The organism is Gordonia rhizosphera NBRC 16068 (assembly GCF_000298195.1).
GTDB lineage: Bacteria > Actinomycetota > Actinomycetes > Mycobacteriales > Mycobacteriaceae > Gordonia > Gordonia rhizosphera.
The window spans coordinates 11788-27015 of sequence record NZ_BAHC01000169.1; the positions used below are offsets into that span (position 1 = coordinate 11788).

The 15228-nt window shown below is 64.0% G+C and carries 13 protein-coding genes; 8 read left to right on the top strand and 5 right to left on the bottom strand.

What is annotated here, in order from left to right:
• Position 1: 1 nt before the first annotated feature.
• Positions 2-691: a hypothetical protein gene (locus GORHZ_RS29645; protein ID WP_157205290.1), complete on the bottom strand. Its 690-nt coding sequence runs from the start codon at positions 689-691 to the stop codon at positions 2-4.
• Positions 688-2040, bottom strand: a complete 1353-nt coding sequence (locus GORHZ_RS20795; RefSeq protein ID WP_157205291.1) for a phenylacetate--CoA ligase family protein — start codon at positions 2038-2040, stop codon at positions 688-690. Before GORHZ_RS20795 ends, GORHZ_RS29645 begins: the two co-directional genes overlap by 4 nt.
• A 212-nt stretch (positions 2041-2252) precedes the next feature.
• Between GORHZ_RS20795 and GORHZ_RS20800 the strand changes: the two genes are divergently transcribed.
• The 4 genes from GORHZ_RS20800 (at position 2253) to GORHZ_RS20815 (ending at position 6341) form a co-directional block, all read left to right on the top strand.
• Entirely contained in the window at positions 2253-3407 is a 1155-nt protein-coding gene (locus GORHZ_RS20800; RefSeq protein WP_006336533.1) for a thiolase family protein, read from the top strand.
• Positions 3407-3805: a Zn-ribbon domain-containing OB-fold protein gene (locus tag GORHZ_RS20805; RefSeq protein ID WP_006336535.1), complete on the top strand. Its 399-nt coding sequence runs from the start codon at positions 3407-3409 to the stop codon at positions 3803-3805. The genes GORHZ_RS20800 and GORHZ_RS20805 overlap by 1 nt, the downstream gene beginning before the upstream one ends.
• Positions 3806-3819: 14 nt before the next feature.
• Positions 3820-5373: an AMP-binding protein gene (locus GORHZ_RS20810; RefSeq protein ID WP_006336536.1), complete on the top strand. Its 1554-nt coding sequence runs from the start codon at positions 3820-3822 to the stop codon at positions 5371-5373.
• Between the two features lie 113 nt (positions 5374-5486).
• Complete coding sequence (locus GORHZ_RS20815) at positions 5487-6341, top strand: acyl-CoA thioesterase (RefSeq protein WP_157205292.1); 855 nt, start codon at positions 5487-5489, stop codon at positions 6339-6341.
• A 112-nt stretch (positions 6342-6453) separates the two neighbouring features.
• Here GORHZ_RS20815 and GORHZ_RS20820 read toward each other — a convergent pair whose 3' ends face one another.
• Complete coding sequence (locus GORHZ_RS20820; protein ID WP_006336538.1) at positions 6454-7344, bottom strand: SDR family NAD(P)-dependent oxidoreductase; 891 nt, start codon at positions 7342-7344, stop codon at positions 6454-6456.
• A gap of 18 nt (positions 7345-7362) precedes the next feature.
• Complete coding sequence (locus GORHZ_RS20825) at positions 7363-8835, bottom strand: aldehyde dehydrogenase family protein (RefSeq protein WP_006336539.1); 1473 nt, start codon at positions 8833-8835, stop codon at positions 7363-7365.
• Positions 8836-9182: 347 nt separating this feature from the next.
• Between GORHZ_RS20825 and GORHZ_RS20830 the strand changes: the two genes are divergently transcribed.
• On the top strand, positions 9183-10181 hold the full coding sequence (locus GORHZ_RS20830) for an alpha/beta hydrolase (protein WP_051999013.1): 999 nt from the start codon (positions 9183-9185) through the stop codon (positions 10179-10181).
• Between the two features lie 119 nt (positions 10182-10300).
• A complete protein-coding gene (locus GORHZ_RS20835) occupies positions 10301-12766 on the top strand; it encodes a bifunctional acetate--CoA ligase family protein/GNAT family N-acetyltransferase (RefSeq protein WP_006336542.1) in 2466 nt (821 codons plus the stop codon).
• A 29-nt stretch (positions 12767-12795) separates the two neighbouring features.
• Here the strand turns inward: GORHZ_RS20835 and GORHZ_RS20840 are convergent, their stop codons facing one another.
• Positions 12796-14004 (bottom strand): amidohydrolase family protein, encoded by a 1209-nt coding sequence (locus GORHZ_RS20840; RefSeq protein ID WP_006336544.1) that lies wholly within the window; start codon positions 14002-14004, stop codon positions 12796-12798.
• 279 nt (positions 14005-14283) lie between these two features.
• On the opposite strand from GORHZ_RS20840, the gene GORHZ_RS20845 reads away from it, so the two are divergent.
• Positions 14284-14877 (top strand): TetR/AcrR family transcriptional regulator, encoded by a 594-nt coding sequence (locus GORHZ_RS20845; RefSeq protein ID WP_051999014.1) that lies wholly within the window; start codon positions 14284-14286, stop codon positions 14875-14877.
• A complete protein-coding gene (locus GORHZ_RS31800; protein WP_245551482.1) occupies positions 14760-15068 on the top strand; it encodes an SDR family oxidoreductase in 309 nt (102 codons plus the stop codon). Before GORHZ_RS20845 ends, GORHZ_RS31800 begins: the two co-directional genes overlap by 118 nt.
• Positions 15069-15228: the final 160 nt, after the last annotated feature.

The window sequence follows — 15228 nt, forward strand, 5'->3', positions numbered from 1 at the left end:
TCTACAACTGCACGCGCGTGGTGGCTCCGGTCTCGATCACTCGCCCGGCGACCCCCGTCGGTGCGTCGGTCACGTCGTCGTGGCGAGCCGAGGTCGAGGAGACGCTGAGTTCGCCGCCGACCTCACGAACATCCCATCCCGCACCGTCGATCAGGACCTCGTTGACCGCGGGCGTATGGCCAAGACCCAGCGCGGGTCCTAGCAGCACCATCGGCAGGCACTCCACCCCCTCCTCGACAAGGCGGTCGTAGGCGCCGGGGCGAGCCCAGATGGTCCGGACGTCGCGCAAGAATTCCGGCAGGTCCGGCTTCTGCGCGGCGACCGCATCGAGCGACTCCTCGGCGACACCGATGATCACGGTGATCGGCAGCCGGTCGATCAACGAAATGAAGCGAGTCGCGTCCCAGCCGTATACCTCGGCGGGCGTGTATGTCGCACCGATGCGGCGCAGCGCTCGGATGATCGGGCTGATCCACGGGCCCTCGTGATTGCTCGCCGTGACGAGAACGTGATCGTCGCTCCTGACACCCGCGGCGAGCAATTGCTCATACGCCCAGTCGATATCGCGGTCGAAATCCGCCCACCCGACGGTGAAGTCGACGAACCGGCCGTCCACCTGATAGGTGGCGATACCGAAGATCGGGGCGCGTGGCATGCGCCGGGCCGCCTCGAGCATTGTCTGTCGACTCATACCTTCACCGTCCTGGGGAACTTGGCCGCACTGGAGCTGTACTGGAGTATGTCTTCGAGCGTCAGCATCGCGACCTCGACGCCGACACCGAGCCCGGCCTCGAGCTCACCCGTCACGCGCTGCTCGAGTTCACCGATATCTGCGGTGCGTTCGGGGGCGTACCCAACTCGCAGTCGCAGGCGATTCATCGGTCCTCGCGATCGGAGGATCTGGAACATGCCGTCGCTGAGTTCGGGTTGCCGTTCGACGATCTGCCAGACGTCACCGACGACGATCGCCTTGCCGTCGACGATCGTCTCGTCGCCTGCCCGACCCGACACCCACATCCGCGCATGGGTGCGCCCGATCGATGACGGCTCGGTCGACATGCGCACCAGGTCACCCGAACGGAAGCGGATGTACGGGGCGGCACGGTTGTCGATGTCGGTGGCCACCAGCTCACCGATGGCCCCTTCAGGGACCGGTTTCCCGGACCCGACATCGACGACCTCTGGGTAGACCGTGTCCTCCCAGAGCTGGAATCCATCGAACCCCGGCCCTTCCCAAGCTGTCCCGGTATCCCCGGCGCTGGTGTAGGTGACGACCTTGACACCCCAGTCCTCGGTGACCTTGCGCTTGAGCGCGGCGCCCATCGGCTGCCCGGCGAAGGACAGGAACTTGATCGACGAAAGCGCCTCACGCAGATCGTATTTCGCCTCCAGCTTCTCGAGTTCCATGATCGCGGGCAGGTGGACCTGCATGTAGGCGGCCCGGTTCTCCTTGATGGCACGCAGGATGCCCTCTCCCTGCCCGAGCCAGCTATCGGCGAATACCGGGATCAGACCCATCGCCTGATAGAACTCGTCGAAGTAGTTCCGGAATGTGCCGACCGCCACGACCACACGATCACCCGGCCGCAGGCCGTGCACATACAGGTCACGCGCGGAGATCGCCGGCAACGGCGGGGCGTCGGTCCAGATCTCGGGGAGCAGCTCCGGCGCCGAGGTGGTACCCGACGTCGACGTCACCGACACCAGTTCGCTCGGGTCGACGCAGAGCAGCCCGCCATAGACATCGCCGGTCTTCTCCCGGAACGCGCCGATATCGGCTTTCGTGAGGGTCGGGATCCTTTCGGAGAATTCAGCCAGGTTCGTGACATCGTCGGGCGTGACGCCCGCCGCTCCCCACAGTGATCGATAGAGAGGCGAACGCTCCCACGCATAGTGGACGAGCTCGACAACCGCCTTCTCCTGGTGTGCCCGGATCTCGTCGCGCGGTGCACGCTCGAGATCCGGTTCGAGAAGTTCGTACTCCTCGACGGCCGACTCGGCCGGACGTGTGTCTGGATCGAGTCCAGAATGCGTGGTCAATTGGTCCTCCATCTACACAGCTCGCAGGTATGTCCATGTCGGGATGTTTCGCCTGTCGCCGCCCGCAACTTTACACTGTAACGTGACGTGCTACACACTATAACAGTACAACTATTTAGCGGTATAGACTACGGTCAGATCCGAGAGAAATGCTTCGTCCGAAGGGAGCCTGTACAGGTGAAACCTCCACTACGCACCCCCCGAGGTGCGCGATGACACTCGCAGACGTGGCCGTCGTGGGCGTCTACGCGACCGAACAAGCTCGATCACTCCCGCATCGAACCTCCTTGGATCTGGCGCAGGAAGCGGTGTTCGGAGCGATCGCCGACGCCGGCCTGGAACCATCGGACATCGACGGCGTCGCCGCGGATTGGGCCGGTCCCGGAGGCCATGGCACCGACGGGGCATCATGGGCACGAGCACTCGGCGGACCGGTCGGTTGGGTCGCCGATTCGCTGCTCGACACGTCGGGTGCGCGCGGCGTCCTCAAGGCCGCAGCGGCCATCAGTGCCGGACTGTGCGACACCGTCGTGGTCGGCGGCGGACTGGCCGGCTCGTTCGGGCCGGGGTCCACGGTCGGTGTCGGAGATCCGGCCGAGTTCACCGATGTGTGGGGCGCCTACGTCATTCCCCTCTTCGCCCTTGTCGCCGCCGAGCATATGCATCGGTACGGCACCACACCCGAACAACTCGCAACGGTCGCCGCGGCGATCCGCAACAACGGCGCCACCAACCCTGAAGCGATCATGTACGGAAAAGGTCCGTACACGGTTGACGACATCCTCGCGTCCCCGATGCTGGCCACTCCGTTCCACCGCCTGGACGTCTGCCTCTCCGGGGAGGGCGGTGCGGCCGTGGTGCTCACCCGCGCAGACCGGGCGTACGACCTGCCACACCTGCCCGTGTCGGTTCTCGGGGGCGCGATGGAGGCCGTCGGCGGCTCCTATGTGATGCCGCCGTCCTACTCCGAGGTCGGCCGACTCGGCGAGAAGGCCGCCCGGCGGGCGTTCGGCATGGCCGGGGTGGGACCGGCGGACATCGACCTGCTGAGCCTCTACGACCCCAACTCTTTCGAAATCATCCGTCAGCTCGAGACGCTCGGATTCTGCCCCGAGGGCGAAGGCGGCTCGTACATCGAGGACACCACGATCGGCCCGGACGGGTCGTTGCCGATCAATCCCGATGGCGGATGCCTGTCCTACGCGTGGAACGGAACGCAGCAGATGACGTTGAAAATCGTTGAATGCGTGCGTCAGTTGCGCGAAGACGCGGTGCATCAGGTCAGCAACGTCGAGGTAGCCCTCGCTGCCAATGCCGGTTCGGCGGCAAGTCACTACGAGATGGCAATCTTCGGAAAGGGACTGTGATGCGACGTCTCGGAATCACACCATCGGTGATATCCGCCGAGTTCTGGAAGGCCGCGGACGAACATCGCCTCGTCGTGCCCAGATGCAACCGAACCGGCACCCACTTCTTCCCCCCCGAACGGTGCGTCCCGGGCACGTTGTCCACCGACTGGTCCTACGTCGAGAGTTCCGGTATGGGTACGGTCACCACGTTCACCGTTGTCCACCGCGCACCCGCGGCGGACTTCGACGTGCCGTATGTGCTCGCGGTGGTGGCGGTCGACGAGGGATGGAACTACCTCACCAACATCGTCGGGTGTGATCCCGACGCCGTCAGCATCGGCATGCGTGTCACGGTCACCTACGAGCGGATCGACGACGTGACACTGCCCGCATTCAAGCCCATCGACAACCCCTGACACTGGAGTGACTGATGATTCACCAACTCACGCTGTCCGACGTGTGCCGCGAGAACGCACGGCGGTATCCCACCACTGACGCCGTCGTCGACGGCGAGCTGCGTTACCCGTGGCCCGAGTTCGACAGCCGTGTCGACCGCGTCGCCAACCTTCTTGCCGCACAGGGTGTGAAACGGGGCGACCGCATCCTGTGGCTGGCGCAGTCATCACACCGATTCCTGGAGCTGATGATCGCGGCGGCGCGGCTCGGCGCCATGATCTGCCCGGCCAACTGGCGCCAATCAGCGTACGAAATGGCCTTCGTCATCGAGGATTTCGATCCGGCCGTCATCGTCTGGCAGCACGAGGAGATCGGCGCGACGGTCATCAAGGCGCGTGAGATCGCGGACTCGCACGCCCTGTGGATTCAGCACGACTCGAAAGAGGCGGACGGATACGACGCGCTGGTGGACGCGACGTCGGCGGAACCTGTCGTGGTCGGAGAGGTTTCGGCCGACGACGCACTTCTGGTCATCTACACCGCGGCCATCGTCGATCGCCCGGGTGGGTCATTGTTGACGCACCGCAACCTACTGACGATGGCCGCTACGAACAGTCGTGTGACCGGGTCCGATCACACCTCGGTCTTCCTCAACTCCGGACCACTGTTCCACATCGGCAACTTCCAGTTCGAGGCGTTGCCGGTGTTCCTCATGGGCGGAACGAATGTCTTTGTCCGGCGAGTCGAAGCCGCGAACGTCCTTCAGATCCTCGCAGACGAGAGGGTGACATCCGCCTTCTTGATGCCCCCCACCATCATGGCTATCAGAGAGCTCAACAAGTCTGCAGGCCTTGATATCTCGCGTCTTCGCGGCGGGGCCCACGCACCCGTCTGGGGGGATGCGCTTCCGACCGACCCGACGCTGTGGAGCCAACAGCCCGGCGGGTTCGGCCAGACCGAGGTCACCGGGATGCCCATCCTTCGGGCCTTCGGTGAACCCGGCATCGGCAACGCCGGCCGGCCCTCGCCCTTCACACAGGTCAAGATCGTCGACGCTGACTGCCACGAGGTGGCCGACGGAGAGGTAGGCGAAATCGTCATTCGTGGCGATACGGTGCACCTCGGCTACTGGAATCGTCCCGATACCAATGCCGCCCGATTCCTCGAGGGTGGCTGGTGGCGTACCACGGATGCCGGACGCCGCGAGAAGGACGGCACGATCTCCTTCCTGGGCACTCTGACCCGGATGGTCAAGTCCGCAGCCGAGAACATCTATCCGCCGGAGGTCGAGAACTGCCTGACCGGCCACCCCGCGGTACGGGCCGCGGCCATCATCGGTGTGCCCGATCCCGCCTTCGCCCAATCGGTCAAGGCTATCGTCGTCCGTGAACCGGGCACGTCGGTGAGCGAGGGCGAACTGCGCGACTACTGTCGCGAACGCATCGCCTCGTACAAGAAGCCGAAGTTCGTCGAGTTCGTCGACGAGATTCCGACCGTCGACGGGCGCACCGACTACGACGCGCTCGACGCCACCTTCGGTGGTGGCGGGTACCCGGGACGGGTCGACATCAGCACGCCAGTCGGGTGATCGAGCGGACCATGGAAGGAAGAACCACACGCCGTTCGCGCCACCGCAACCGCTGCGCCGACGCGAACGGCGTTCGCATACCGGCTTTCTGAGACGACGGGAACGCAATGGCCGTGCAGATAGCTGACATTCTCGATCTGGTCGCGGTTCGTCAGATCGGCGAATCGGTATTCCTGGGCAGCCCGACGAGATACTCGTTGCCGAGGGTGTTCGGCGGCCAGGTGGTCGGGCAGGCGTTGACGGCCGCCTCCGCGACAACCCCGCCGGACTGGCCGGTGCACTCGGTGCAGACGCAGTTCCTGCGTCCGGGTAGTCCCGATCTACCCATACGCTTTGCGGTGGAGAGGAATCGGGATGGCGGCTCGTTCGCATCGCGCACCATCAACGCCTGCCAGGGCGACAGGCAGATTCTTGCGGCTCGGGCTTCGTATCATCGACCGGAGACGGGCTTCGAGCATCAGCTCGCCGCGCCGGCGGTACCGTCTCCGCACGATCTGCCCTCGTGGGTCGAACTCTACGAGTCCGACCCCGACGCCTGGCCGACCTTCTATCTCGAATGGGAGCCACTCGACGTCCGGATCGTCCCGCAATCACAGGTGAGTGCGGCCCCGACGAGTACCGGACTCGGATCGCGAACCCAGGTATGGATGCGTTCGAAACGAACCCTGCGGACAGACGATCAGAACACCAACCGAGCATTGCTCGCCTGCGTCTCGGACCTCCTGCTTCTGTCCGCATCCGTTCTGCCCCATGGTGTCCTGCCGTCCCACAAGGCCGTACAGATGGCGTCGCTCGACCACTGCGTGTGGTTTCATCGCCCGTTCCGAATGGACGAATGGCTGCTCTATGACCACATGTCGCCCTCATCGCATGGCGGCCTGGGCCTCGCCCGGGGTGAGTTCTACACCGACGACGGTCGCCATGTCGCTTCGGTCGTACAAGAAGGTCTCATCAGATCGCGCGAGTGATCCGGCCGCGGCGGCGAAACACCTCGCCCATCGGCAGACGCACACCGTCGGCACAGACAACGTCCTCCCCTCTCGGTCGAATCCGACAGGGGAGGACGTGGTCGTGGCGTGGCTAGCGGTCGATCTGTTCCCGGAGTTCATCCGGGATCGAACCGGAAGTGATGTCCGCGCTCTCCCCGAGGTCGGTCGGGAAGATGATCGAGGTCCTGGCGAACTGTCCGCCATCTGCGGACTGGATCGACTGCCCGGACATGTAGGCCGAATCATCCGACGCCAGGAACAACGCCAGATTGGCATTGTCGCGGAGCACCGGTGGCCGGTCCATCCGCAGCGGCATCGCTCGATGGTCCGGGTCCCACGGCTGCATCTCTTCATACGACTTGCCGAGCACCTCGGCATCGGCCGGCAACGCGAAGTTCACCGACATACCGTGCGTGGGGCACAACGCATTTGCCCGGATACCGAACTTGCCGAACTCCAGCGCCGCAGCACGCACCAACCCGTTGACGCCTGCCTTCGACGCCGTGTACATCGGGAAGCCCGGGTAGGCGTTGTACGACGCGGCCGACGACGTGGCGAGCAACGTTCCCGGCCGGGAATTGGCGATCATCCACCGCGCGGCCTCTCGCCACGCGAGGTACACCCCCGTCGTGTTGACCGCGAAGATGTTGTTCCAGTCGTCGAGCGAGGAGTCGGCCAACGGCTGCATTCCGAATCCCGGTTCCGGGATTCCTGCGTTGGCCCACATGACGTCGATCCGGCCGTAGGAGTCCACAGCGGTCGACACCAGCGCCGACATGTCCGCCTCGATTCGCACGTCGGCGTCGATTCCCGAAGCGGTGCCACCGTTTTCGATGACCTCCTTCGCGACCGCCTGTGCCCGGCCCGGCACGACGTCGCTCACGACGACCGATGCTCCCTCCGCAGCGAACAGCAGCGCTCCCTCTCGACCCAGGCCCGATCCGGCGCCGGTAATGGCGACGACCTTGTCCTTCATGCGCATGATGTGCTCCTGACCTCGTCAGTGGGAGGGGCTTGCGACCGACTTGATCCGCAGGTACTCCCGGAATCCGGCGACGCCGTGCTCAACCCCGTCACCGCTGATGCCGTAGCCGCCGAAAGGCGCATCGGGCGAAAGATAGAACGAGTTGTTGATGTTCACGGTGCCGGCCTTGAGCCGACCCGCCACGGCCCAGGCGCGTTCCTCGTTGGTCGACTGGATGTAGCCCGAGAGACCGTAGCGTGAGTTGTTGGCGATCCGCACGGCTTCATCGTCATCGCCCTCGTAGCGGATCACCGAGAGTACGGGCCCGAACACCTCGCTCTGGGCGATCTCGGAGTTCTCGTCGACATCGACGAGCACCGTCGGGAGATACCAGAATCCGCGGCCGTCACGATCGGCGCGCTCTCCACCGATGAGCACCTTGGCACCTTCGGCGACCGCGCGGTCGACGAGACCCTCGATGCGCTTGAGTTGTTCCTCACGAATGATCGGACCGACCCGGGTGGCGGGGTCACTCGGATCGCCGATGGTCCATTCGCCGACCATCGCCTCCAGCCGTTGCAGCACCTCGTCGTAGACATCGGCGTGCACGATCATCCGCGTGGCGAGGGCACATCCCTGGCCGCTGTTGTTCATGCACATCATGACGCCGACGCCGCACGCCATGTCCAGATCCGCGTCCGGCAGGATGATGTTGGCCGACTTGCCGCCGAGCTCGAGAACGGTATGGCGGATCCCGTTCGCGGCACGTTCCGCGATCCGCTGCCCGACACCGGGAGAACCGGTGAAGTGGAACAGGTCGATACGCTGATCGGCCGTCATCGCGTCGCCGACGATGCCCTTGTCCGCCGCGCTGATCGCGTGGAACGCACCTGCGGGGATGTCCGTATCCTCCAAGATGACCTTGGCCATCAGTGCGGCGGTCAGAGGTGTGTCCGGGGCGCTCTTGAGGATCACCGCGTTGCCGGTGGCGAGCCCGTGGTGGACCTTCCAGATGGCGGTCATGAACGGCGCGTTCCACGGGGTGATCGCTCCGACGACTCCGTAGGGCTCGTAACACACACGGCGCTCACTCGGGTTGCCGAGGACCTCATACGGACCGAGATCCTCTTCCCAACCGAACGAGGTGATCAGGTCGTTGAAGAAGTCCATGCCGTCGATCATGAAGCGCACATGCGTCCAGAGATTGTTCCGGCAGATGCCGCCCTCGGCGATGAGCAGCTCCTCGAATTCGTCTGCGCGAGCACGCAGTCCTTCCTGGAACTGAAGCATGCACCGCTTGCGGAATTCTCGATTGGTCGCCCAGTCCGAGGTGTCGGCGAAGTGTCGTGCCGACGCGATGGCGTCATCGACATCCTCTGGGCCGGCGTCGGCAGCGTAGGCGACCACCGACTCATCGGCCGGATTGATGACCGGATAGCGCTTCCCCGACTTCGCCTCACGGAATTCGCCATCGATGAACAGCCTTCCCTCCGGCTGCGCTGTCGTCATGAGTTCTCCTTGGTCGATTGTCCAGATTCGTGGTGGTCGAGGTCCGCGTCCGGCGGCGACGGCATCGGGCTGTCTGTGATCAATTCAGCGAGAGCGCTGGACATGTCGTCGGCGACGACATCGGACCCCTCCGGCGTGAGCCTGCCAATAAGGTGGCCTGTGACACGAACCTCATTAATTATTTAACTGTATAGCTCGCTCGCCGTCAAGCCGACAGAGCCTGAAAATCCCTTGAATCAGATGACTGATTACACTATAAAGATCTCCACGGGCAGACCTGCCCTGCGGATAAGCGTCGGATCGTCGAGCGCGCCGGAAGATACATTCGACGATGGAGAGTGATTCCCGTGAAGAGCGTGAGCCTACGAATCGAAGTCGGTGCGACCATCAGCGCGGCAGTGCCGCAGCAGATCGCCGGAACCGTCTATTACCCCGAGGAATTCGAGCCCGGCGAGCACCCGCTGGTCATCTTTGCCGCACCTGGAGGCGGCTACAGCCAGCACTACTACAACATGCACTTCGACGGGCACGAGGGTTACTCGGAGGCGGAGTACCACACCGCACGAGACATCGTCTTCATCACCATGGACCACTTGGGCGTGGGCGAGAGCAGCCTGGAACTGACGGAGCAGCTCAGCATCGAGCAGGCCGCGGATACCAACGACGCGTTCGTACGCGAAGTGGTCACGCGCCTTGAGAAGGGAAGCGTCGCAGCCGATCTACCGCCCCTGGCCAGTCCCTTCGTCGTGGGTGTCGGTCAGTCGATGGGAGGTGGGGTGACGATCGTCATGCAGAGTCGGAACCGCACCTTCGACGCGATCGTGGCCCTCGGCAAGAGCGCACTGCACAGCGTTCTACCGCAACCGACCTTCGATCTGTTCGATGTGCAGCGCTCGATCTTCTATTTCAGCCGGACGACGCCGCTCAACGAATTGTCGATCAGGCTGACGTCCGACCGCATCCCGGACTTCCTGTACCCCTTCCACTGGCCCGAGGAACCCGAGGATGTGGTCGCCGAGGACATGAAGGGCGGTTATCCGGCGCGGCAGGAGGCGCCCGTCTTCGGCAGCGCCACCACTCCCACCTACGCGGTCGCAATGATGTCGCCGGCCTTTCTGACACCCGATGCGGCTCGGATCGAGGTGCCGGTCCTGGTGGCGGGCGGTGAGCGCGACGTGATGCCCGATGCACGGCGCGAACCCACAGCATTCATCAACAGCAGCGATGTGTCGGTCTTCATCGCGCCGCGGATGGCCCACATGCACAACTTCGCACCGACCCGCCGGCTACTGTGGCAGCGCGTCGCCGAGTGGTCGCAGATGCAGGCCCGGCGCGAGGTGGCCTGACACGCAACTCATCGCGATGGCGGCCGGCGGTGGTTCGTGCCCAACCGCGACGCGGACCGGACAGGCCGGACACCGCGAAGAATCGATGTCGAGAATCGGCAATCAGTAATCTCTCCATCATGGCCGACTACCCACATGAACTGGAGCGCCCTGGCCTTCTCCGCGACGGACGGTCCATTCTCATCAGGCCGGCCACTTCTGACGACGTGGAGACGGTGCTCCAGTTCTACGGACGCCTCTCGCGTCGCAGTGTGGCGATGCGGACGCTCGGGCCGGTGTTCACGATGAACCGGGAGGCCACCGAGACGTTCGTCAACGCTGATCACATCTCGCGAGTCGTCCTGCTGGCGATGCTCGACGACAACGTCATCGGTATGGCCGACTATGCACGCTCACCGACCGAGATCGACCGCGCGGACATCGCGTTCACGGTCGAGGACGCGTACCAGGGCATGGGTCTCGGCGGCCTGCTCCTCGAACACCTCGCCGCCGCAGCCCGCGACCGCGGCATCGAGGTGTTCGAGGCCGACGTCCTGGCTGAGAATCTGCCGATGATCCGAACGCTGCAGAGCTCGGGTTACCTGGTCGAGTTCGGAGACGATTCCGAAATCCAGCATGCCGAACTCGCGGTCGATCCACGTCGACAGGTCCTCGCCCGTTCCGAACGCCGTCAGCGGACCGCGATTCGCTCATCGCTGCACCCCGTCTTCGCACCGCGATCGGTCGCCGTCGTCGGGGCGAGTCGCAAAGAGCGAACGGTGGGCAACGCTGTCATCCGCAACCTGCGGGACGGAGGCTTTCAGGGAACTCTCCACGCGGTGAATCCGCACGCCACCGAGGTGGATGGCATCCCGGCTGTGCCCAGCGTCAGCGGCCTGGACGACCTCGATCTCGCGGTCGTGACCGTACCCTCGGCGGCTGTGCCACAGGTCCTCGAGGAGTGCGCATCTGTCAATGTCGACGCGGTCATCGTGGTCAGCACCGAAATGGACGGTTCAGGGGGCGACCGCGGGACCGAAATGCTGCGCTATGCGCGAGGCCATGGCATGCGGCTGGTCGGGCCGAACTGTATGGGCGTCATCAGCCTTCGCAGCGACGTGAACCTGGTTGCCACCTTCTCACCCGCCATTCCCACACGCGGCCGGGTGTCGATGGCCAGCCAATCCGGCCCCCTCGGCCTCGCAGTCCTCGATCACGCACGTCGGCTGGGTCTCGGATTCAGCGGGTTCGTATCCTTGGGCGACTCACTCGATGTCTCCCCGAATGACCTGCTGCAGTGGTGGGAAACCGACCGCAGCACCGGCGTCGTGCTCCTCCACCTGGACACGTTCGGCAACCCACGCAAGTTTGCCAGGGCGGCCCGCCGGCTGGCCGTGAGAAAGCCGGTGATCGCGGTCCACCCCGGAACCTTTCAGACAACCGGAACACGCGTTTCACCCTCTGGCGCCCCGACCGAATCCGACGCTGTGCTGGGCGCGCTGTTCACGCAGGCCGGCGTCATCCGCACTCGAACCATGCAGGAGATGTTCGACACCGCCCTCATGCTCGCCCACCAGCCCGTGCCACCCGGACCGCGTATCGCGATTCTGACCAACGCGGAGGGTCCCGGCGCGCTCGCCGCCGGGGCATGCCGGGCCGCGGGACTCGTTCTCGCCGAACTGCAATCGGAAACCCTCCACGCGTTGTCACAGACCGGACACCACCCGACCGCCAATCCGGTGGATCTCACACCCGACGCAACGAACGGCGACTACGGTACGGCACTCCGCGCTTTGCTCAGCGATCGCGGCGTCGACGCCGTGATCGTCCTGTTCATCCCGCCGCTGGTGGAACAATCGGCCCCGATCGCCCAAGCCCTGGTCGACGAGTGCTCTGCGATGCCCACCAAGCCGGTGTTGGCAAGCTTCCTGTCCCGCGAGGGCATCATCGACGAATTACGCATCGATGCCACGCGCGCGATTCCGACGTATCGGTTCCCCGAATCAGCCGCGACCGCACTCGGTCATGCTGTCTCCTACGGCAATTGGCTGCGCCTACCCGGAGGTGTGATCCGCGTCCCGCCCAACATATTGGTAGCCGAGGCGCGAATTCTCGTACGAGCCTTCGGACCTGGACCCCTGTCAGCAGCTCAGGTACACAAACTGCTGTCTTGCTTCGGGATTCGAACACTGTCTGACGATCCTTCCGGCCAGGACATGACGCTACGCGTGTTGGACGATCCGATATTCGGACCCGTTCTCGCACTCGGATCAGCCGACCACTATGCACGACTGTTCGGAGACGTCGTGTATCGGATCACTCCCCTCACCGATCGCGATGCACACCTGATGGTGCAATCCCTGCGAAGTTATCCGGTTCTGAACGGCGCAGCCGATCGGCCGGCCGTCGACGTCGACGCCCTCGTCGACGTCCTCCTGCGCGTATCGACGATGGTTGAGTCCATCCCGGAACTGGCACTGCTTGCGGCGCATCGTATCCGTGTGCATCCGGCGGGGGCAGGTGTGACATTCCTGGAAACCGACATCACGCTCACCGAGCCATCGGTCGGTCGCACCGTCCGTGAGGCCACCGTCGAGCCGGGGTGATCCACCGCCGGCGCGACGGCTACCTCGGGTCACCGACCCGCGATCAAATCAAGTCCGTTCTCCCGCAGGAACAGTCGACGCTTCTCCTCGCCCAGGCCCTCGACCCGGGTGTAGAAGTCGGCAGGTTCACGCAAACCCTCCGCGTGTGGCCAGTCCGAACCCATCAGCAGGGTCTCGGTCGAACCGAGCTTTTCAACGAGCGCGGTCGTATCGTCCTCCGGGTAGGGAACCACGCGGACGTGCTTCTTGAAGATCTCACTCGGACGCTCGGAGAGCTGACCGCCGAGCCATTTGCCGTTGCGGGCCATGCCACGACTCTTGTCCATATGACGGATGAAGTGCGGAACCCATTCGGAACCGAATTCACTGACAAGGACCTTGATGTTCGGGAACCGCCCGAACAGATTGTCGAAGATCAGCGCGGACAGGGTGTCGGTGATCGGCCGTTCCCCATACGCGTTCTGCCACTGCCACGCCGAGAACTGGAACGGTGGGACCAGGCCCCAGCCCCAGTCGGCGGACACGTTGGCCTGATAGTAGAACTCCGAAATGTGATAACACACAACAGCTCTTGCTTCGTTGATGCGAGCCCAGAACGGGTCGAAGTACGGATCACCGGGTGAGCGCCCGTAGGCGGGCCCGGCGGGCAGGACGACGAACCGAGCGCCCTTGTCCAGTACGCGATCCAGTTCCTCGCAGGCACGGTCGAGATCACGCATCGAGATCATCGCCGGCGCGTAGATGGTGTCCTTATAGGCGAATCCCCAGTCCTCGTCGATCCACTTGTTGAAGGATTCGATGTTGTCGTACAGCGGATCGATGCCATCCAGGTACGCCTCGGCCAGGAGGGCCCACCCGCCGGGATACATGATCGCTTTCTCGATCTGCTGCTCGGCGAGCTGAATCAGCCGCTTCTCGCGGTCGCGGTATTCGGGCTGGATCGGCTCATAGAACCGGCCGGAGTCCGTTGCCTCACCCGATGCACGCTGCTTGAGCATCTCAACCAAGGAGCCCGGCACGTACGCCTCATCGAGGTCGTTCTCGAGCGCGGTGACGATCTTGTCGTTGGCCAGCAGCACCTTGCGGTCGTAACCCGGCACGTGCACCGGACGTACTGCGGTGTGCAGCTTGTTCGTGGGCATGAAACGCGTGAAGGCGTCGGTCGCCTCGTACGAATGCTGGTCGAAGTCGGTCATCAGGTAGGGCAGGGTGCCCACCGTGTTCTCAATCAGTGCCATCGCGGTTCTCCTCATTCTTCGGCTGAAACGGAAATCGGGATCGGGGTGCTGAGCTCGCGGGCTGTTTCGATCAAGTGGCGATCAGGCCGTGCTCGACATGAGAGAACATATCATTACGAGAGACTCTCTCACAAGTGCCGAATCGGGGCGTCCCGCCGTACGCCAAGGCATGATGATGAACACCGCGTACGACCGTGGCAGTGCGGGCATGGCATTTCGAGAGATTCTCTCATTCTGATAGGATCTCTCACTATGAGAGGTCCGTCATCGACGCAGCCGATGTCGCAACGCGACAAAAACCGGGCGCGAACTCGCCGAGATATCGAGACAGCATCTCTGGAGCTCTTCGAATCCCAGGGTTACCACGCGACAACCGTCGAGCAGATCACGCGTTTGGCCGGGTGCTCGAGTGCCACCTTCTTCAGACACTTCCGGTCAAAAGAAGATGTCCTATTCGCCAACGACGAAGCTGCCGCCGTTGAGCTGGCCCGCTTCGTCCAGGAGCGATCAGACAGATCGCAGACACTGGGCGCAGTGGCCGAACCGGTGGCCATGTTCGCACAGAGCTTTCTCGTCGAGGCCAATTCCGACGCACAACGGTTGACGCGCCTGGTCATGACGACACGTGAACTCGAAGCCAGAAGCCTACGGATGCGGCTCAAATGGGAGCACGCCGTGGCACGTGCGTTCTGCGTCGAGGATGGTCGCGACAAGCCGGAATTCGACCACATGCTGCTCGCATCGCTCACCGTGTCATGCCTCTCGACCGCACTCTGGCACTGGCAGGAACCGGGGGGTTCCGACGACATCCGCCACGAGACCAAGCGAGCTTTCGATACAGCACAACGTCTTACGGCCCGAGGCGTGGACTGACGCGACGACCATCCCAGCTTCGAGGACGCCGTGCCGTACCCGAAGCCCTCTCCCACGTCGCCGCGTGCTCGCCCCTCGGCCGCTACAGAACACCCGATGAGGTCGCTGCGGCGGTCGACTGGTTGATGTCCGCAGACGCGTCGTTCGTCAACGGGGCAATTCTCACCGCAGACGGCGGGACAACCGCGTAGCGCCGATGCCGATGCGCCGAACGCCTCGCCCGCGTTCGGCGCATCGGCATGCCGTGCGCGATCCGACAAGAATCCATGCGCATTCGTGCAAGTATCCGCACCGCTCGTTGCCGAGACTTGTGGCAGCGGTCACAGCCGAGAGGCGGTGACCGGTCTGCAC

What these genes read in the sequence shown, in the direction of transcription:
- GORHZ_RS20840 (WP_006336544.1), bottom strand. Translation starts at nt 14,004, where the DNA reads ATGGCACTGATTGAGAACACGGTGGGCACCCTGCCCTACCTGATGACC.
- GORHZ_RS20800 (WP_006336533.1), top strand. Translation starts at nt 2,253, where the DNA reads ATGACACTCGCAGACGTGGCCGTCGTGGGCGTCTACGCGACCGAACAA.
- GORHZ_RS20810 (WP_006336536.1), top strand. Translation starts at nt 3,820, where the DNA reads ATGATTCACCAACTCACGCTGTCCGACGTGTGCCGCGAGAACGCACGG.
- GORHZ_RS20825 (WP_006336539.1), bottom strand. Translation starts at nt 8,835, where the DNA reads ATGACGACAGCGCAGCCGGAGGGAAGGCTGTTCATCGATGGCGAATTC.
- GORHZ_RS29645 (WP_157205290.1), bottom strand. Translation starts at nt 691, where the DNA reads ATGAGTCGACAGACAATGCTCGAGGCGGCCCGGCGCATGCCACGCGCC.
- GORHZ_RS20845 (WP_051999014.1), top strand. Translation starts at nt 14,284, where the DNA reads ATGTCGCAACGCGACAAAAACCGGGCGCGAACTCGCCGAGATATCGAG.
- GORHZ_RS20820 (WP_006336538.1), bottom strand. Translation starts at nt 7,344, where the DNA reads ATGCGCATGAAGGACAAGGTCGTCGCCATTACCGGCGCCGGATCGGGC.
- GORHZ_RS20835 (WP_006336542.1), top strand. Translation starts at nt 10,301, where the DNA reads ATGGCCGACTACCCACATGAACTGGAGCGCCCTGGCCTTCTCCGCGAC.
- GORHZ_RS20805 (WP_006336535.1), top strand. Translation starts at nt 3,407, where the DNA reads ATGCGACGTCTCGGAATCACACCATCGGTGATATCCGCCGAGTTCTGG.
- GORHZ_RS31800 (WP_245551482.1), top strand. Translation starts at nt 14,760, where the DNA reads ATGCCTCTCGACCGCACTCTGGCACTGGCAGGAACCGGGGGGTTCCGA.